At 34.4% G+C, this 20,764-nt stretch carries 15 protein-coding genes; 10 read left to right on the forward strand and 5 right to left on the reverse strand.

The window, feature by feature from the left end:
* Positions 1-65 precede the first annotated feature (65 nt).
* From QL232_RS22340 to QL232_RS22350, 3 genes are all read right to left on the reverse strand, one after another.
* Entirely contained in the window at positions 66-488 is a 423-nt protein-coding gene (locus QL232_RS22340; RefSeq protein ID WP_168881359.1) for a transcriptional repressor, read from the reverse strand.
* A gap of 70 nt (positions 489-558) precedes the next feature.
* Complete coding sequence (locus QL232_RS22345; RefSeq protein WP_168881358.1) at positions 559-1,188, reverse strand: hypothetical protein; 630 nt, start codon at positions 1,186-1,188, stop codon at positions 559-561.
* Between the two features lie 19 nt (positions 1,189-1,207).
* Complete coding sequence (locus QL232_RS22350) at positions 1,208-2,164, reverse strand: MlaD family protein (RefSeq protein ID WP_168881357.1); 957 nt, start codon at positions 2,162-2,164, stop codon at positions 1,208-1,210.
* A 223-nt stretch (positions 2,165-2,387) separates the two neighbouring features.
* Between QL232_RS22350 and QL232_RS22355 the strand changes: the two genes are divergently transcribed.
* The 3 genes from QL232_RS22355 (at position 2,388) to QL232_RS22365 (ending at position 8,458) form a co-directional block, all read left to right on the forward strand.
* The gene (locus QL232_RS22355; protein WP_281615830.1) at positions 2,388-5,429 is read left to right on the forward strand and encodes a putative LPS assembly protein LptD; all 3,042 of its coding nucleotides are present in this window, start codon (positions 2,388-2,390) and stop codon (positions 5,427-5,429) included.
* Between the two features lie 9 nt (positions 5,430-5,438).
* On the forward strand, positions 5,439-5,951 hold the full coding sequence (locus QL232_RS22360; RefSeq protein WP_281615831.1) for an acyl-CoA thioesterase: 513 nt from the start codon (positions 5,439-5,441) through the stop codon (positions 5,949-5,951).
* A 176-nt stretch (positions 5,952-6,127) separates the two neighbouring features.
* Positions 6,128-8,458 (forward strand): arylsulfatase, encoded by a 2,331-nt coding sequence (locus tag QL232_RS22365; RefSeq protein WP_168881354.1) that lies wholly within the window; start codon positions 6,128-6,130, stop codon positions 8,456-8,458.
* Positions 8,459-8,509: 51 nt separating this feature from the next.
* On the opposite strand, the gene QL232_RS22370 is transcribed toward QL232_RS22365, so the two are convergent.
* On the reverse strand, positions 8,510-10,894 hold the full coding sequence (locus QL232_RS22370) for an ATP-binding protein (RefSeq protein ID WP_281615832.1): 2,385 nt from the start codon (positions 10,892-10,894) through the stop codon (positions 8,510-8,512).
* 219 nt (positions 10,895-11,113) lie between these two features.
* Between QL232_RS22370 and QL232_RS22375 the strand changes: the two genes are divergently transcribed.
* From QL232_RS22375 to QL232_RS22400, 6 genes are all read left to right on the forward strand, one after another.
* Positions 11,114-11,707: a HupE/UreJ family protein gene (locus QL232_RS22375; RefSeq protein ID WP_168881352.1), complete on the forward strand. Its 594-nt coding sequence runs from the start codon at positions 11,114-11,116 to the stop codon at positions 11,705-11,707.
* Between the two features lies 1 nt (position 11,708).
* Complete coding sequence (locus QL232_RS22380; RefSeq protein WP_168881351.1) at positions 11,709-12,200, forward strand: hypothetical protein; 492 nt, start codon at positions 11,709-11,711, stop codon at positions 12,198-12,200.
* A 50-nt stretch (positions 12,201-12,250) separates the two neighbouring features.
* The gene (locus QL232_RS22385; RefSeq protein ID WP_281615833.1) at positions 12,251-13,918 is read left to right on the forward strand and encodes a PAS domain-containing sensor histidine kinase; all 1,668 of its coding nucleotides are present in this window, start codon (positions 12,251-12,253) and stop codon (positions 13,916-13,918) included.
* Between the two features lie 108 nt (positions 13,919-14,026).
* Positions 14,027-15,388 carry an MATE family efflux transporter gene (locus QL232_RS22390; RefSeq protein WP_168881349.1) on the forward strand — a complete coding sequence of 454 codons (1,362 nt, stop codon included), beginning with the start codon at positions 14,027-14,029 and terminating at the stop codon, positions 15,386-15,388.
* Positions 15,385-16,299: a hypothetical protein gene (locus QL232_RS22395; protein ID WP_281615834.1), complete on the forward strand. Its 915-nt coding sequence runs from the start codon at positions 15,385-15,387 to the stop codon at positions 16,297-16,299. Before QL232_RS22390 ends, QL232_RS22395 begins: the two co-directional genes overlap by 4 nt.
* Positions 16,300-16,425: 126 nt before the next feature.
* Positions 16,426-18,429 carry an LruC domain-containing protein gene (locus tag QL232_RS22400; RefSeq protein WP_281615835.1) on the forward strand — a complete coding sequence of 668 codons (2,004 nt, stop codon included), beginning with the start codon at positions 16,426-16,428 and terminating at the stop codon, positions 18,427-18,429.
* Positions 18,430-18,479: 50 nt separating this feature from the next.
* Here the strand turns inward: QL232_RS22400 and QL232_RS22405 are convergent, their stop codons facing one another.
* The gene (locus QL232_RS22405; RefSeq protein WP_281615836.1) at positions 18,480-19,382 is read right to left on the reverse strand and encodes a cation diffusion facilitator family transporter; all 903 of its coding nucleotides are present in this window, start codon (positions 19,380-19,382) and stop codon (positions 18,480-18,482) included.
* 436 nt (positions 19,383-19,818) lie between these two features.
* Here QL232_RS22405 and QL232_RS22410 point away from each other — a divergent pair, with 436 nt between their 5' ends.
* Positions 19,819-20,649 carry a formate/nitrite transporter family protein gene (locus QL232_RS22410; RefSeq protein ID WP_281615837.1) on the forward strand — a complete coding sequence of 277 codons (831 nt, stop codon included), beginning with the start codon at positions 19,819-19,821 and terminating at the stop codon, positions 20,647-20,649.
* The last annotated feature ends 115 nt before the right edge of the window (positions 20,650-20,764 follow it).

Consider the following 20,764-nt stretch of genomic DNA (forward strand, 5'->3'; position numbering starts at 1 on the left):
TCTGACGATTGATTCACTTTAAAGACATAATTCATAGTAGAAGGTTGCATGCTTTTCAAAAAAAATTAAGCATTGCAATTTTTACACACACCTAAAATGAGAAAATTTGTTTCAGAAGCAGTATAGCCGTCGGGTAATTGAACAGATTGAATCGGTAAATCATCCATACATTCTGTATCACCACATTTCTGACATTTGAAATGAACATGTTCATGACTGTGTTCATGTCCTGAACAGTGTTCAGCGTTACACATAGCAAATTTCACAACGCTATTTTCATCAATTACACGGTGTAAAATCCCTTTGTCAATAAAGGTTTTGAGAGTTCTATAAATTGTTGCACGGTCACAAATACCAGCCAAGCGTTCTTCGAGTATATTTTCACTCAAAGCTACATTGGTATCCATAAATATTTTTAGAATACTAATTCTACTGGCAGTCCTTCTTAAGTCTGCACCGTTTAAAATATTGATTTCGTTTGTGCTCATAATGCAAAAATACAAAAAGCGAGTAATTGTTATTTACTCGCTTTTAAAAATATTCTTAATTCTTGTAATCTTATTCAACTACATCACCAGATCTGATGACAAATGAATCGCAGAACTCTTGGAAAATTGGCACATTGTCGATTTCTAATTCAACACCAATTTGTCTAATCTTAGCAAGTTCTACTTCAGTGATAGCTCTTTCATTTAACAAATCATCGTCTTCTTCCATAAATAAGAAAGAAAGGAATTTTACAAAAATAAACGGAGCGTTTAGGATATCTCTTTTTAAATCACCTGTTAAAGCCTGAGGGTTCTTTAGTGTATCAAGCACTACATTGTTGGCTTTAAGAGAAGAGTGCATCGTAATTTTGATTAACTCATAAAAACGATTTTCCCACTCTGAAAAATTGTAAGCTAAATATCTTAATGCAGGAGCAAGAGGATCATTTTTTTGGAAGAAACTTCTTCTCGATAGTTTTCTTGCTTTTCTTCTTAAAGTAATCTCTTCATAGTGGCTTACGCTACCATTTGCAAGAGCAATACCAATTGAAGGAGAAATTAAAGTGATTGAAATAAAATCGTCATCACTTAAATCCATAAAAGCGGGATCAACTTTTAAGAAGTCTTTCTTCAATGCAGTCATTGCATTATAAAGGTCAACATCACGTACTAAAGTGATTAATTCGCTACCTGTGATCATATTTATTTATTAGTTATTACTATTTCTTGTCTTTCTTTTTTTCTTCTTTCGGAGCCTTGTCCTTCTTACCAAATACGGAAAAATGGACATAACGTTTAGGATGCGCCTTAAAATCAATGAATAATGAATCAAGATCACTCATTGTGCGTACCATTTGGTCATGCATTTCTCTCTCAGTTAATAAAGCACCAACCGTTCCTTCTGGGTTGTTGATTTGCTCAAGAGTTTTATTTGTATTCGCTAATAACATTTCTGCCTCTTTCACTGTCTGAGTAAGTGGCGCGTTGTTTATAGAGTCAGCAATATGACTCATTTTAGCTAACAGTGGTTGTAATTCTTGAGATGCACTTTTAAACTCTTCAGATATATCTCTGAAGTTATGTAATGTTTGGTCTAGTCCGCTAGAATTGACAGTATGAACCGTTTCTGTAGTTTCAGCGAGTAAGCCATCTAATTTAGCACCAGTACCCTTAAAGCCATTTAATACGATTCTAGCCGTATCTAATGTTGCTTCTAGTGACGCTAATAATGGGTCAACTTTCTCGGATAATTGGGCAAACATTCCATTCTCAACATCTCCATCTAAGATACTCCCAGACTTGGCAAGAGCATTATTTTTTTGATAGATGAGTTTTACCTGTTTATCACCCAACATACCTTTATCGGCAATAACAGCTTTTGTGTCTCTATATAATGAAACGCCTTCCTGAATATCTAAAGTAACTCTAACCTTATTATTTTGGTCTTGTAAAAGCTCCATATTTGAAACTCTTCCAACGATATATCCATTTACTGTGACATTATTAGAGACTTGTAGGTCTGGAGTTTTATCATAAATAACGTAATAAGTATTTTGGTTAGAAAAAACATCTATTCCTTTTAAGAATTTATAGCCTACATAAAGGGTTAAACCACAGATGATTGCAAATAATCCGACCTTTACTTCGTTAGATAACTCAACTTTTATAGTGGACACGATATTAAATTTTGATTTGAAATCTAAAAGTTCTAATTGTAGCTTGCAGTCTTGTTACGACTTCTCAAATTTATCAAAGAATATCATTTATTCTACATTTCTTTCAAAATTTGATCTTGAAGACTCAAAATATTACTGTAAATTTGTGAGAAGTCGATAGAAAAAAAGATCTACTGACTTTATGTTTAAGATTTTTAGTTGTCATTCATATATACTTAATTTTTTGCAAAACCTATTGTATGGACTTGCCTGTTTCATCTGTTTTATAACTCTAACTACAAATGAAGCTAAGGCCAGTGATAAGATGGAGGAAATGCCCGCTTTTTATCGAGTAGAAAGCGATACAGCAAAAAGTAGACAAGCTGTTAGAGAATTGTCTCGTACGATCAACTCGTTGAACGCTACTTCTAATAATGAAACTATGAGGAAGTACGCTCAGGTTTTGCATGCCTTTTCGGATTCTGTGCTTTTCCGTGGAGATAGAGAGCTTCAGGAAGTAAGAAAGGATATGAGTGATCCTGATATTGTAGAACAAATCATAAAATTAAATAATGCATTGATCTCAGAAGATGATGCAGAATGGGAAGAAGCTTCCGATTCTGGTGTCTTTGATGAGTTGGATAACATTATGTTGGAGTTTAGTAGTGACGAAAACTATGTTGGTCCTGAAGATATTTATGATGTATTAAATCTCTTTAAAACAGAAGGTGCTGACGCTATTACTTCTCCAAATGATGCTTTCGATTCGCCTGTTGAATATACCTCTGAATGGTCCAATTTTGAGATGAGGACGCAAACCATGTATATGCAAGATCAAGCAGAAGTGACGTTTGGTGAGCAGAAATTAAATGCGGGTGATATTCAGATGAACTTTGTGACTCACATTGTAAAAGCACAAGGTATTCCTGATTCTACTGGTAAGATAGTTCAAAAACCGATATTCAAGGACGGTCAATCTACCTTTAATGCCAACCAGATGATTTATAACTATGAAACTGGTAAAGGTCTAATTAAAGGTATTGTTACTGAAGAAAGTGATGGTATTATCACTTCTCAAGTAGTGAAAAAAACAGCAGGTCCAGAAATGTATATGTCGGACAACGTTTATACAACTTGTCGATTAGAACATCCTCACTTTGGATTTAGAACAAAAAAATTAAAGGTAGTTCCTGAAAAAAATATCGTATCAGGACCCTTCTTGGTGGAGCTAAATGAGAGCCCGTTACCATTAGGATTTTTCTTTGGATTGTTTCCTGCCACTTCTGATAATACTTCAGGATTTATTATGCCTTCTTATGGTGAGTCTACCGATAGAGGTTTCTTCTTGAGAGATGGTGGTGTATTCTTAGCATTAACAGATTACTTCAATTTAACAGTGTTAGGTACTGCTTATACATTGGGGGGTTGGGGTGTAAATGTATCATCACAATACCGAAAAAGGTACTCATTCAGTGGTAATACAAGGTTCTCATATGTCAACAACCTTTTTCAGGAAAACGATGGTTCTGTTTCAAGTAGAACAGATTATCAAATCCAATGGTCACACTCACAAGAAAGTAAGAAAAGTTCAAGGTTCTCGGCCAATGTAAATATTGCGAACTCTGACTACAATAGAAATAACTCTCAAGATGCCAATGATTACTTACAATCATCAATGAACTCATCAGTTAGTTATTCTAATAGTTTTGCTATTGGTAATGTAAACCTCTCAACAACAGCTCAAACGCGTTATCAACAAAACGTTCAAACGGGTGAGGCGACTTTAGCACCAGAAGCCAGTTTAAACATGGCGAGAGCGAGACCGTTTAAAAGTCTATTCAAAAAGTCGAATCCAATTTCAGAAATTGGTATTACATATAATATGAGTGCCAGAGGTGAGATGACGAACAAGCCTGGTGTTGGTAGTCTTCCTTTTGACGTAATTGGTGCGGAAGAGTCTACAGGAGATGGTACTGGTGAAGATGGTAAATATCCTGACCTTCTATCTAACTTTGGAGATTATACAGACAGCTTTCGTTGGGGTGTTACTCATGATATCCCGATGAGTACTCAGATGAAAGTATTAAAGTACTTTACATTATCTCCAAGTTTCAATTATAAAGAATATTGGCATCCAGTATCATACGATTATACCTATATCGAATCAGAAAATGCGGTACAGGTAGATACAACACAAGGATTAACAAGATACAATGAATATAGTACTGCCGTAGGTTTTAACACCAATATGTTTATGTTCTACAACATGAAAGGAGGTTCTATTATTAGACATACTATTCAGCCTTCTGTTTCAATGAGTTTTAGACCTGATTTTGGTGATCCTAATTATGATTACTACCAATGGGTACAAACTTCTTCTACAGATTCAAAAGGTAGACAAGTTTTTAGATCAGAAGGTGGTTTAGTAGGAAAACCTTCAACAGGTAGAAGTAATAACTTAAGTTTCTCTGTGAATAATATCTTGGAACTCAAATCGGGTAGAAAAGATGAAGATGGTAAAGCGAAAAAGACCATGCTCTTGAATAACTTTAATATATCTTCGGGTTATGACTTTGAAAGAGATTCTTTGAACTGGTCAGATATTAATGCCGGTTTCCGTACTACATTACTGAAAAAAGTAGATGTTAGTGTCAATTCTCGTTGGGATCCCTACCAATATATTGTCACAGATACAAAGTACGATGAGACACTAGGTAAAGAAGTTGTTACGTCTCAATACAAATCACAATATACTTTAGCTAGTACTGGTAACGGACTTGCAGCATTGAGTAATATGACCATTGCTGTGGGGACTCGTTTATCACCAAAAGGAGCCAAGGAGAAAAAAGAAAAGAAACTTGATGCCATGGAGCCAAGGAACGAGATGGAGAGACAGATGCTTGAAGAAATGCGTCGTAATCCAGACCTTTATATGGACTTTGACGTCCCTTGGTCATTAAGTGTTAACTATAGTTTGAACTACAGTAAAACAGGTTATGCTGAGCCAACTGTGACCCAAACACTGACGTTTAGTGGAGATGTGTCATTAACTCCTAAGTGGAAATTTGCATTCCGTTCAGGTTATGACTTTAAAGAAGGATCATTCTCTTACACATCTTTTGATATTACTAGAGACTTACACTGTTGGCAACTTACAGCCAATTGGATTCCATTTGGCCCAAGACAATCATATAACATTACTATCGCAGTAAAAGCAGCAATGCTTCAGGACTTGAAATGGGAGAAACGTAACTCATGGATTGACCGTAACGATAGATTCCAATAGAATAAATAAATGCCTTTTTATCACGATAATAATAAAAGCTATCCTAAGGAAACTGAATCAAGAGTAATCATTCGTTTTCAGGATTGTGACCCATTTCGTCACCTAAATAATGCAAAGTATTTTGATTACTTCTTTAATGCAAGGGAGGATAGAGTTCCTCAATTGTATGGATATAATATAGCCGATGTCTTTAAAGAATTTGGTACTGGCTGGGTAATTTATAATCATCAGATTTCATATTTACGACCTGCGGCAGTAGGTGAGTGGGTTAGAATCAAATCAAGTATTATCCATGTTGATGTCAACACTATTGTAGTAGAGTATTATATGATGGACGATGCAAAATCTTCGTTAAAGACAGTTTTATGGTCGACTATGAAATACATAGACCCTCGATCAGGAAAAAGTACTGATCATCAACCTGAAGTATTGGATTACTTGAATACGATTAAAAATCCTGATGTGAAATATGGAGAGATCACTTTTGATGAAAGGATTAGAGAAATAAAAGATAAGATTTAAACGAAAAGCCTCACTTGATATATTCAAGTGAGGCTTTTTTCTTTCAATAAAGTAAGCTAAATTGATTCGAATAAAATTTAATAAACCAAAAACAAAATTTAATGTTTTAGAGTAAGAAGCAAGCGTTATAATAACTGTTGTCAATCTAAAATAAAGTTATGAATTACAATAAAATAATGAACACACTTTTGTTGATGTTCCTCATGACAGGCATCACAAAAGCACAGGAAAATCTAAATAGAGAGGTATTACCTGTACTTCCTCCTCCAACAAAAAAATACCAAGAACTAGATGCAAGAAATACTACACCACCAGAAAGGTTTGAAGTAAAAGCTCCAAAAGAAGCACCCAATGTTGTAGTGATATTAATTGATGATTTAGGCCTTGGAGCAACTTCTGCTTTTGGTGGTCCTATTAATACCCCAACGATGGAGTCGCTTGCCCAGGGCGGTCTGAGGTATAATAATTTTAATACAACCTCTCTATGTTCACCAACAAGGATGGCCATAAAAACAGGACGTAATCATCATACTTGTAATACGGGGTCGATTATGGAGACTTCTACGGCTTATCCTGGTAACACAGGAGCTTTAACTCCAGATGTAGCTCCAATTGCTGAAACACTTCGATTAAATGGTTACAGTACGGCTGCTTTTGGTAAATGGCATGAAACTGCTGCATGGGAAACTAGTATTTCTGGACCATATGATCGTTGGCCAACAAGACAAGGTTTTGATAAATTCTATGGATTTATTGGTGGTGAAACGGATCAATATGCACCTTTGATTTTTGATGGAACAAAAAAAGTGAATCCACCAAAAACAGATGATTACCACTTTACTACAGATATGACGGATCAGGCGATCAATTGGATGAAAGCACAGCAGTCATTAACGCCAGATAAACCATTCTTCGTTTATTTCTCTACTGGTGCAGTACATGCTCCTCACCATGTGAAAAAGGAATGGTCTGATAAGTACAAAGGGAAGTTTGATAAAGGATGGGATGCTGTACGAGATCAATCCATGAAAGACATGAAAGCTGAAGGTGTGATTCCTGAAAACACCAAGCTTGGTCCTAAACCTGAAGATATTAAAGACTGGAAAGCTTTATCTGACGATGAAAGAAAGTTATTTGCAAGACAAGCAGAAGTATTTGCCGGTTTTGTGGAGATGACAGACTACGAAATTGGTCGACTTGTAGACGCTATTGAAGAAATAGGTGAATTAGAGAATACGTTGATCGTATTTGTTGCAGGCGATAACGGTACAAGTGCTGAAGGCGGAATGGTTGGTATGTATAATGAAATGACTTACTTCAATTTCGTTGAAGAAAAAGTAGAAGACTTGCTGCCACTTATTGACGATTGGGGTATGCCAAATACATTCCCTCATATGGCAGCCGGTTGGGCGGTAGCTTTCGACACTCCTTTTACTTGGACAAAGCAGATTGCTTCTGATTTTGGAGGTACTCGTACAGGTATGATTGTACACTATCCAGAAAAAGTAAAAGATAAAAATGGTATCCGTTCCCAATTTACTTATGCTACAGATATTGCTCCAACCATATTGGAATTAGCAGATCTGCCAGAGCCTAAAGTAGTAAATGGAGTGCCACAGACACCTATTGAAGGTACTAGTTTTGCCTATACTTTCGATCATCCTGATGCAGCTGAGCGTCATAATACTCAATATTTCGAGTTGTTTGGTAATAGAGCAATATATCACGATGGATGGTTTGCAAGAACAATTCATAGAGCACCATGGGAAATGAATGGATTTCCTCCGTTAGAAGACGATAAATGGGACTTGTATTATGTAAAAGATGATTTTAGTTTAACGAATAACCTAGCTAAAAAACATCCTGAAAAACTTAAAGAGTTGCAAGATCTATTTATGGCAGAAGCAGAAAAGTACAATGTGTTACCAATCGATGATAGAGTGGTAGAAAGAACAAACGCTGCGATTGCTGGTAGACCTGATCTTATGGGAGATAGAACAGAGCTGAAGTTATATGAAGGTATGGAAGGTATGATGGAGAATACGTTCATCAATATTAAAAACCGTTCATTCAGTATCGAAGCAAAGATCGATGTTCCAAAAGATGGTGCAAATGGTGTAATCTTAAGTCAAGGTGGACGATTTGGTGGTTGGTCACTTTATATGAAAGATGGAGTTCCAATGTTTACATACAACTTCCTTGGGTTAGAAAAATATGTGATCAAAGGAAAGAAACCTCTCAAAGAAGGAGAGGCAACCATAAATTTCCAATTTGATTATGATGGTGGTGGTAATGGTAAAGGCGGTGATGCTACATTATCAGTATCTGATGGAACAAAATCAAAAGGAAGAATTGATAGAACCCAACCGAATATGTTCTCTGCCGATGAGACAGCAGATGTTGGTTTAGATAATCAAACGCCTGTTGCTGAAGGAATAGGGTATGGACCTTATGAAACGAAATTTACGGGTAAAATCGACCAAGTTGTAGTGAAGATTAGCAAGTAATAAATTAAAAAAAGAACCCCAACTCATCAGTAAATGCGTTGGGGTTCTTTTTTATAAATATGGAATGTTGATGATAAATGAGGTACCTTTGCCAAGTTCTGATTTACAGGAAATCTTGCCCTCCATTTCATCAATATACTTCTTAACAATAGAAAGCCCCAAGCCTGTAGATTTTTCTCCACCTGTCGGTTTTGCTGAGAGTTTCTGATATTTCTTAAATAACTTTTTCTGATCTTCTTCCGAGATACCAGGACCTTGATCTGTGATATCAATGATGATATGGTCTTTAGTTTTTTCTAAAGTGGTGATAACTTGAGTACCATTAGGAGAAAACTTAATTGCGTTGGATATAAGGTTTTCTACAATCTGAATACAGTGTTGTTGGTTTGCTTCAACAAGGCCATCAGATAATAGATTAAACTTTAATGCAATATTTTTTCTATCAGCGGTACTACTAAAATCGTTAACGACTTGATCAATCACTTCGGAAATCGAGAAGATATCCTTTTCTGCTTCTTGTGTAGCCTGTTCCTTTTTGTTTGCAGAGACTCTTGCATCAAGGATTTCTTCAATCATATTATTCATACGATGCATTGCCTTAAGCGATCCATCAATACACATTTTCTCATCTTCATCTAAATTGGCTTCTGTAGCATTTAGCATTGATAATAATGTAATTGAACTCGCCAGCGGATTCCTTAAATCATGAGCTACAATGCCTAATAAATGGTTTTTATCAGCATTAGCAGATTGTAATTCATGGTTTTTCTCCTCAATCAATTCCTTTTGCTCAATGATATGGAAGTTGGCTTCCTTAAGTTTTTGTTGTTTCTCATTGAGATTACTAAATGAATTGGCATTCTGCAGAGCAATACGGATATATATAGCAAGGTTTCTTACAAGATTCAGTTTGTAACTATCAAAAGCATTAGGATCAAAAGATTGAACCGTAAATACGCCTATTGGCTTTTTGTGTTTAGCCACTAGAGGAATATAAATAATGGACTCTGCATTTTTACCTACAATTGGTTTTAGTACTTCTTTTACATAGTTACGGTGGTCAGAACTAAACTTTTGAATGAAAAATTCTTTTTTCTGATCATAGCACATTACTGCTAGTCTCATCTTATCATTCATATCATAAGCTTGTTCTTCAAGTACCTGGTTTCCTTCAAATATGTATGGGAACTTGAGCTGATTCGTCTTTTCATCAAATATGCCAATACCAAAAATAGGGGTTCCGATCAGCTCATTGATGCTTTCATAAGAAGTTCTAATAATCTCAGAAATATGTAGCTTAGATGTGATTTCTCTACCAATTCCACTAAGCTTTTCTAAATCGGTGTAGGCAGTTTTTAGAGACTTAGTCTGTTGATCAATCTCTTGGTTTTGTTGCTCTAGTTTATGATTAGATCTTTTCACGAGATTATTAAAGTGGAAAAGCATCACTAAAAGTAATAAAGTGACGGATAGTCCAACAACAAGAATATTTCGAATAGTATTCTGTTGGGAGATTTCCAATTCTTTTTGAGTTAATCGTAATAACCTGATCTCAGACTCTACAGTTAAAAGCCCGATTTCTCGCTGTTGGTTTCTTAATGTATCAATAAGACTATTATCTTCTGCAGAGATATCCCAAATTAGATCAGTGATTTTATCCCCTAAATACTTTCGGATAAGGTTATTGATGTATGGCTTGAAAGTAGGAGAGGCATAAAATTCAGATAAAGGATCCTTCCAAGTGGAATTTAACGGAAGAATTACAGCCAAACCACTATTTTCAGTTTGGTAGAACAATTGTCTATGTAAACGAAGTCCTTTAGATAATGCATAGGCATAGTTCGACAGTTGAGTATAACCCCATAAATCATTTGCCCTTGCTATTTTATTAATCATATCTTCTGCATTATTGACATAGGAATATTCTAATGCAGGAAGGTGTTCGTTTTTTAGTTTGACAATGTTACGTTCAAACGTTGAGTTTTTTATTGTCACTGCATGAAGAGACTGCATGGCAGAATTAAAGTTTTCTACTTTTTGAAAGAGTGGGACTTCTTCCGAAGAAACTATAATTTCTATATCAGGCATATATCTTGGAAGGAAGTCGAAATCTTTCTTCCTGTTCTCTGTGATAGTAATACCTGACATGCCAAAAACACCATCACCTCCGTCCGAGATAATGTCATATAATTCGTCCCATGAAGCGACTGATTCCCATTTAATATCAATTACAGCTTTCAGTTCTTTTCGTTTCTGATTAATTATCTCAGAAAACATTTCATACTCTATACCGCCCATAGAGCCATTGGCCAATGAATAGACAAAAGGTTTGTTCTGTATATAGTATACAGTGACACTTCCTTTTCTTTTTTCCTTGATCTTTTCCCAAGAGTCCTGTGCGTACAATGTGGAGATGCTAGTTAATAAAAAGAGCATCGACAGAGATAATTTTCTCAGAAACTGCATGATTAACTTGAATTGATATGAGCTATCAAAATTATTATATTCCTTTTTAATATAATACAATTAGGAGAGATTATTGTATGAATACCCCTAAAGAATATCAATCCGCCCTTATTTGTAAATATTGGGAGCACTAGGAATGAAACTGAATTATATTTGTAACAATTAATAATTAACAAGCACAACAGCATTATGTCAGAATTTTGGCTTTACTTACAGTTAGGGTTAGAGCACATTACAGACGTTAAAGGGTACGACCATATATTATTTATTTTAGCCTTAGTAGCGACTTTCAGCACAAGAGATCTTAAAAAAGTAATTTGGTTAGTCACAGCATTTACATTAGGCCATTCTATTACTTTGGCATTGTCTACTTTAGATATAGTAAATATTGATGCCGATTTAATTGAAACACTTATCCCGGTGACCATCATTATTGTTTGTATTTCTAATCTATTTAATTCTGTAGATCATAAAAACAGACCACATTATCTTGATAAAAGAATTCCATTTAGAAGATATTATATTGAAGCATCAGTATTTGGACTGATTCATGGTTTAGGATTTTCAAATTACCTAAAGTCTCTTTTAGGTTCTGGTGAAAATATTGTCGAACCGTTATTAGCCTTCAATTTAGGTTTGGAACTAGGTCAGATTGTTATTGTGTTAATTATTATGCTGATAAACCTGATTGTGATGAGAATGACAATGTGGTCTCAAAGAGACTGGAATTTCTTTGTGACAGGTGGAGCAATGGTATCAGCAATTTTGATTTTAGTAGGTTAACATGAGTAAGAAGTCAAATAGAACAGGAAACACCAAAGCAATAAATTTATACCCAAAGACTCCTGCTTTTTTTGCATTAGGGATATTTGTTTTTCTAATGGTAATGTTATCTGTAGGTACTGTTAGGTGGATGGATCTAGGAGGATTTGCATGGTATAAACTAGTATTATTACTTTCTTTTGTACTCCTTACGATCATGATGTTGGTGAGGATTATGTTTGCTTATAAAAAGGTGACCTTTAAGACAATGTCTGTGACGGAAAGCTATCCTTTACGTATTGGAGCAAAGGAAACGATTAATTTGTCAAAATATATTTTGTTTTGGGAAGTGACAAAAAAGAAAGTAGGTAAACAGGAATTTGATGTATTAAGCATCTATACAAAGATTTCGACACCTATTGTGGTGTCAGATAGAGAAATGACAAATTTTAAATCAGCAGTAAAATTTATGGAAGTAAAGTTTCCAAAATTTCATCGCTCAAAAGTGAAATAAGTCGTTGATCTTTCATAACTTACAGTAAATCATTCTATTGATTTACGAATATGACCAAAAAACTATCAATTACTACCCCATTTTCTCTTGTTGCTTTAATTGTTTTTCTCTGCATATGCCTTTTCACCAAGAGTGCTTTTATCACTGTAGCTCTTGGATGTATGTTTGTCATCACTTTTTATATTGAAAAAGAAAAAGGCGAAAAAGACGATAGAATCAATATATTTCAAAAACAACGACACAATATTATTGAGTTGATGTGTGATTTTGTGCTTATCATTGATCGACATAATCAAGTAGTAGAATTACATGTACCAAAAGAAATTAATTTCCCGCCAGATATCAATGTAGGAGATCGACTGTCTTTTCCTCTTCCATCTCCATTACCTATAGATTTTTTCGAAATCATAGAAAGAGCTAGATTGAGTAAAGAGATTTTCCAACATGATTATACTAGAGATGAACGATTTTATGAGCTCAAAATAATCAGTGAACCCTCAGGGATTAGCAACTGTATCATCAAAGAGATTACTCATATTAAAATCACAGAGAAATCTTTGACAAACTTAAATTCAGAATTAGAAGAGATGCTTTCGATCAAAAGAAAAGAATTAAAGATCAAACAAGAAAAATTTAAAACAATGTTTGATAAATCTTCTGATGCTTATTTTTTATTAGATGATCGGTTTAGGATCTCTATCTATAATGAAAAGGTGGAGCAGTTTTTTGGAGAGGTTAATGAAGTATTGTTTTTCCATTGGTTGGATAAAGTTTCACCAGAGGAACAGCCTAAAGGAGGAAGCTCCATTGAACTTTTTCAAGCAATGAAAGAAAGCTGTGACGGTCAAGGAGAACTCCGTTTTGAATGGATGTTTATTCAGAAAAATGGAGAAGACTTTCCTACTGAAATAAGTTTGACATTACTCCCTGTTGCCAATCAGAATCTCTATTTTATCATTATTAGAAATGTGATTAGCCAAAAGAAAATAGAAATGGAGTTGCGTAAGAATTTAGAGCGGGAGAAAGAACTGAATGAAATGCGATCTAAATTTATTTCAATGGCTTCACATGAATTCAAAACCCCATTAGCAACTGTAACCACTAATTTAGAGTTGATGGAACTTACGCTCGAAAAGAAAGGGTTTAATTTAGAAGAACTAAACCTTACCAAGTTTGTAGATAGAATGAGAAATGAGTCGAGAAGACTGAATATCTTAATGGAGGAGGTTTTACAGTTAGGAAAGATCGAGGCAGGAAAAACTCCATTTAGCCCTATTAAAATAGAGGTAGAAAAGTTTATTCGAGAATACTTAGATGAATATATTGATAGAACTGCTTTGACAAGAGAAATTCGAATAGATATAAAGACAGAATTAAAGGAGTTTTATCTTGATGTTGAGTTGATGGAACATGTCTTGGATAATTTACTTTCTAATGCCATCAAATATTCAGATCAACTGATAACAATTAATGTACAGGTAGATGATACTGCCTTTGTCTTTGAAATCATAGATACAGGAATAGGAATACCATTAACTGAATTCTCTCAATTGTTCGATTCTTTTTTTAGAGCAAGTAATACTAATCATATTCAAGGAACAGGTCTAGGTTTGGTGATTGCCAAAGAATTTGTCGAAATGCATGGAGGAGTGATCGTTTGTGAATCGGAAGAGAATGTAGGTTCAACTTTTAGAGTTGCCATACCAACAGTAAAGTAAAAATGTTACATTTTTAGTTTTCTTTTGTGTTTTTTTCTAAATATGAATTGACTTACAAAATACTTTACTCATCTTTGCTCATTCATTTATTATGTCTATCGTTAGAATATGTCAGCAAAATCTCATCCTGATTTAGGTGTTGAACCCATTAAAAACTTATTGATAAAAATGTCTGTACCTGCAGCTGCAGGTATGTTGGTAATGGTTATTTATCAAATGGCAGATACATTTTTTATTGGAAGGTGGGTAGGTACCTTAGGTTTGGCAGGGATTTCTGTAGTGTCTCCACTGATTTTAATTATTCAATCTATCGGTATGGCTATTGGTATCGGAGGATCTTCTCTTATATCAAGGGCTTTAGGGGCAAAAAATAGATTAGTAGCTAATCAGATATTAGGCAATCAAATTCTAATCGTATCCACATTAACGATTCTTGCAGTAGTTCTAGGTAAAATCTATGAAGAACCCTTACTAATCTTCTTTGGTGCAAATGGTGAGATTTATAGTTTCGCCCAAGAATATTATGCTATTGTACTTTGGGGAATCCCGTTTCTTACATGGTCAATTGTAGCAAATAATGCTGTGAGATCAGAGGGGAATGCAAAGACTGCCATGTTTGCTATGGTAGTTCCTAGCGTTATTAATATTATTCTTGACCCAATATTAATTGTAGGATTAGATTGGGGAATGAAAGGAGCCGCTGTTGCTACATTTATCTCATATATTATAGGTTCAGTATTTCTATTTATTTTTTTTAAATTCGGTAAGACTGAGTTGAGTATATCCTTAAAGTACTTGAAGTTAAAACAGAAATACTTAAAAGAAATTTTAGGATTAAGTAGTGCTTCATTTACAAGACAGGCAGCGTCTAGTGTTATCGCTATCATCTTAAACCATATTTTATATGATCATGGTGGTGAAGTTAGTGTCGCTGTTTATGGTGTAATTAGTAGGCTATATTTATTAGCATCCTTCCCAATGATCGGACTAGGACAAGGGTTCTTAACGATTTCTAGCTTTAATTATGGGGCAAAAAAATACCAGAGAGTAAAAGATGTCATTGTTAAATCCATAAAATACGGTGTCGTCATCAACCTAGTGATCATCATAATCATCTTTATATTTGATGAGAAGCTTACTTCTTTGTTTACTAACGACCAACAATTAATCGAAGAAAGTATACCTGCAATTTATGGTGTTATGACCTGTCTACCTATTGTAACTATTGGCATAATGGCCTCTATGTATGCTCAATCTTTAGGGAAAGCAAAAGATGCATTATTACTTACGTTAAACAGACAAGTACTCTTTAGAATTCCTTTTGTATACATCTTTTCTTATTACTGGGGGATCAGTGGAACATGGCTTTCGTTTTTTTTCTCTGATATTGCTTCTATATTAGTAGCTTCAATCTATATGAGAAGAAAAGTACTCAAACTGACAAAATATATTAAGCAAAAAGAAATATGAGTAACCTAAAGGAAACTATTATACATGAAGTGAAAAAGACATTTTTAGTCACTACCTACTTTGCCGTAGGGCTTAATCTCTTAGTGATTATAGCTGTTCTTATTTCGGATAAAATTGATTTTAAGATTGGATATATTGGTGCTGCTACTTTTTCTGCTGCATTAACCGGTAAAGTGGTAGTTATTTTAGAATCTGTTGGGATAGATTTAAAATTAAAAAGGACCAAACTACTTAATGTTGTATTATTAAAATCCCTCCTCTATACTTTTGTAATCTTCTTTGCTATTGTAATTGAAGACGTATTAAAAGGTATGCTTTCTGATGATATGTCATTTTCTGAAGTGATTCATCATTTAATAGAATCTTTCAATTCAAATTTCTTTTTGGGCAGGGCAATATATATGATGGTCCTTTTTGGCTTATACCATTTTATTTTTGAAGTCGATAAGTTTTTAGGAGCAACAGAGTTATTTGATACAGTATTTTCTAGGTTTTATCACCCAAAGGAAAAAGAATTTGTGGTGATGCATTTACGATGGAATTACCGTACGGAGGATATCAACCAAAAGTTAGAATCAGCACAAGAATTTTTGCATCGATTAAATCAAATATTACCAAAACACAAAGGGTGTATCGAAAGGTACGATTTAGATGGGGTATATTGTACTTGGGAAAATTCAGCTTCTGAGAAATTTGAAGACAAGGCGGAATCGTTTTTTAAAGCTATAGAGAAGCTTGAAGGAAAGTATGGAGTACAAAATATTAGGGCGGCATATAAAACAGATAAAGTAACTTCTGCTGAAATTGGAGGTTTCCTAAAGAAAGAAATTATTAGAATAGGTGTCGCTTTTGAAGAAGTATCAACCCAATCCATCCCAGAATCAGGTTTACCTTTAAGAAAAGTAGGATAAGAGAAGACTTTAAAATTAGATAATTTAAAGTTTATCATATAAAAATTTATAGAATAGGTAACGCAAGGAACTAGTTTGAATTAGGGTGTGTTTTTAACGTAAGTTAAACCCAGGACCATCCCAATCATGAAAAACTATTTTCTTGCGTTTTTTTTATTAACAACAATCATCTTCTCTTGTAAAAAGGAGACTGAAGATAATCCAACAACTAGTTCGGGATTTGAAAAACTCACCGTAGATAATTCTTTTAATTTCTCAACCACTGAAAACTATGATCTGAATATCATGCAAGAATACAGCTCAACTAATTTGCCTGTTGAATTGTATTCGAGCAGTACATTTAATGATGATTCTTTTTTAGGGAGAGTTGTATTAAAAGGTTCAGATGCATTTCTATCCTCTTATAATCTAGAAAGAGGTACCAACAAGTTGTATATCAAAACTCTTAAAGCGGGAGTACCACAATTCTTTGAATATCCAATTACAACAGGTATGAACTATCTCTCTCTTAGCGATAGTTATATTTATGATAATGCCGAAGAAGTTGAAAATACATCTAGTTCTAGGGTAAGTTATTCAGGAACACTTCATAATTATTATGGGGGGTGGGATTCTGATGGACTTCCTGATTATTTAACCACACCTGATACGGTGTCACAAGATCTATTAGATGATATTGACGCATCATTACCAGAAAGAAGACCTGTACCAACTTACAATCCCGATTACCTTCAAGATATCAATTATGATACACGAATCTTACAAGAAGCAGATGTTTGGATTACTTTTGTTCATGAAGGAGCAGGGTACAGAAATACTTTAGGGTATTATACTTATACTACAGGGAATCCACCGCAAACAACCAATGATATTGATAGTATTAAAATTATATTTCCGAATGTATCGTACAAATATTCAGGTGGTCAATTACAAACGGGATATAAAGTTCATTTAGGAAGGTTTGATGCAAATACATCTTTGGGGTGGGTATTAATTCCTAATGGATGGAATCCAAGTATTGATAATCCTCAATACCGTAATAGTGTAAAGTATAGCAACTATTTATTGAATAATGACTCTCCTGAAGGGTTTAAACAGCATGTAGTAGCTTTAAATGATGACTCAAGAGGTTTAGTGGTATTAGGTTTTGAAGATATTAGCCGTCCTGGTGGCGATAACGACTTTAACGATTGTATGTTTTACTTAACAGCCAGTCCTTTTACCATCGATACAGGAGACTTTAATGATATATCAGATGCGGTAGATACTGATGGCGATGGGTTATTTGATCATGAAGAAGATTACCCTGAAGATACTGAACGCGCTTTTGATATATATATAAATAATAAATCGAACTATTCTACCTATGGTTTTGAAGATTTATGGCCAGCTAAAGGTGATTATGATTTTAATGACCTTGTAATTGGTGTTAAATATAAAAAGGTAGTGGATGCCAACTATTTTGTAAGAGATATTATCATGGACTCTAAACTCTATGCAATTGGAGGATATTACCGTAATGGTTTTGGAATTGAATTCCCTTTTAATGCTTCACTTGTTAATAGTGTATCAGGACAGACTTTAGATCAAGGTGTAGTTTCAAATGCCTCAAATGGAACAGAAAATGGCAATACAAAAGCTTCTGTGATTTTCTTTGAGAATGCATACTCATTAATGTCTTCAGATGAGATCTTGGTCAATGTGAAACCGTCAAGTCCATATGTGACTCCTCACGAGTTTACTGTTACAATGAATTTTGATGCGAATAAATTGGCAAACTCTGCATTTACCAATTATCCTAATCCATTTATTTTTGTAAATCAAGAAAGAGGTAGGGAGGTACACTTACCAAATCATGCACCAACAGAATTGGCAGAGGATGACTATTTCAAAACGAATGATGATAATACCGATTCAGGAACGAATACCTATTATAAAACAACTTTGAATCATCCATGGGCAATTAATGTTGTAGCCAATGAGTTCAAGTACCCATACGAGAATGTAGAAATTACTACAGCTTACAATCATTTTAGAACATGGGCAGAAGCCAGTGGAGGAAGTTATTCTGATTGGTATAAAAGCAAGTCGGGTTATAAGAATGATGATAAAATATATGAAAGACCATAAATAAAATAAAAGCCTCAGAGTTTAACCTGAGGCTTTCGTTTTATCTAGATTTAATGCCGATGATTCATTTCACAATCTTCATCATCACATTCGATCTCAATAGTGATGTGTTTGATATGGTCTTTGTCTATAATTTCCCTTACTTTTTGTTTAATAAGTGAAGCTTCTTTCATATCAACATTTTTATCTACAGTTAGATGTAAACTCATAACATTAAATTCCCCATCTAAAGACCATATATGTAGGTCATGAGCTCCGGTTACATGGTTAATTTCCTTTAGTTCGCTAATAATCTCTTCCTGGTTAACTGTTTTCGGTGCCGCCTGAAGAAATATAGGTAAAATACTAAAGAGGTTTCTAATGGCATTATATAAGATAAATACAGCAATACATATTGAAAGGATAGGGTCGATAATTGGGATGTCATAAAAGTGCATCACAATAGCACCAATAAGGACAGCTACCCATCCTAATGTATCTTCCATAAGGTGTAGCATCATTACTCTTTGATTTGCGGAGTCTTTATTTCCGAAAAGTTTAAAAACTGCCGCTCCGTTAACTATTACCCCTAAAATACCCATGTATACCATTCCTTCAGAATTGACCTCTTGTGGCTCGATGAGTCTCGGGATTGTTTTAAAGAGAATCAATATAGAACCAACCGTGAGTACAATTATATTGACAATAGCTGCTAAAGTTGAATACCTTCTGTATCCATAAGTATATTTAGTATTTTCTTCTTTATTGGAGTATTTCTCAAAAAAGTAACCCATACCTATAGCTAATGTATCGCCTAAATCGTGAATGGCATCTGATAAAATAGCGACAGAATTGGTCATTGCCCCTCCGATAAACTCTATTATGGTGAAAACTAAGTTGAGTATAAATGCAAATCCAATATTTTTTGTGCTATCAGAATGTTGTCCATGCGAATGGTGATGATGATGTCCCATAATATAAATCAGTTCTTATTAGTAATAGATTTTGTATCTAAAATACTTAAAAAGTATGGTTTTGTTGAGGTGAAATCATCTTGAAAACTATTAAAATCTATTTTTTCATGCGGTTATTTTTATTCAAAAAAACACGGATAAATGTATATGTAATTCCGTTAGACTGAAAGCGAATTTTCGCTTTTTTTTCGTTTACGCTAAAAGAGAATTTTCATTACCAAAATCACCTTTTTGTGTATATAGTACAATTGATAATAAGTGTTTCTACAGCGGTTTTTTGATTGAAAAATAAGCTTTAAATAGTTGATTTTGAGTGGTAAATGAATATTTGTGTGCAATCATTTTCTTTTAGTGATGGCTATCACCAAAATAGATTTTAGAGAATGACATCTTTGTATTGATCACGAGAGATCAATCTCAAAAAAACTTTCACAACATGGGTTATTCATCACCAAAAGATATTTTAAGTAACATCAGAAATGGTGCTTTACAAAAAGGAAATATGTCCATCCAACAATTGTTAGTCTTCGGATTCTTAGGAGGTGCTTACGTTGCTTTTGGATTCCTTTTAGCAATTATTGTCGGAGGAGGTATGCCGGGTATCGCTGCTGAAAATCCTGGTTTAGCAAAATTTGCAATGGGTGCTGTGTTCCCAGTAGGACTAATCTTAGTGATTATTGCTGGAGCCGAACTTTTTACATCATCTACTGCTATGATGACTGTATCAGTACTTGCAAAAGATCAGAAATTTTCAAAGTTGGGTAAAGTTTGGACATTTGGTTATTTAGGTAATTTTGTAGGATCTCTATTTGTAGCCTATTTTATTACAACATTAACTGGTGTCGTTGATGCTGAAGTATTTCACAATTCTCTAATCAGTGTAGCAGAGCACAAAGTAGGGAATCCTTTTTATAAGACCTTTTTCAAGGCAGTTGGAGCCAACTGGCTTGTATGTTTAGCTGCGTGGCAAGCTTATGCTGCAAAAGATGTAATGGGCAAAGTAATTGGGATATGGTTCCCGGTAATGACATTCGTAACATTTGGATTTGAACACTGTATTGCAAATATGTATGTCATCCCTGCAGCAATGTTTAATGGAGCTGCAATTACTTGGTCAGATTTCATCGTGACTAACTTAATCCCTGCAACGCTAGGAAATATTGTAGGAGGAGCGTTCTTCGTTGGTACGGTTTACTGGTGGATGTTTGTTAAGCCTGAATCTGAAAAAGAGGAAAAACAGATCAAAGAAGAATTGATAAAACAATAATTAACTCCTGTTGAGTTATTTAACCTGAATTAATTAAATAAAACTTAATCGTTGCATCGAAGTGTGAAAAACACCGTTAATGTAATGTGTAGATTGTAAAGAAAAACTAAAAAAT

It is taken from the genome of Flammeovirga sp. SubArs3 (genome assembly GCF_947387565.1).
GTDB classification, from domain to species: Bacteria; Bacteroidota; Bacteroidia; order Cytophagales; family Flammeovirgaceae; genus Flammeovirga; species Flammeovirga agarivorans.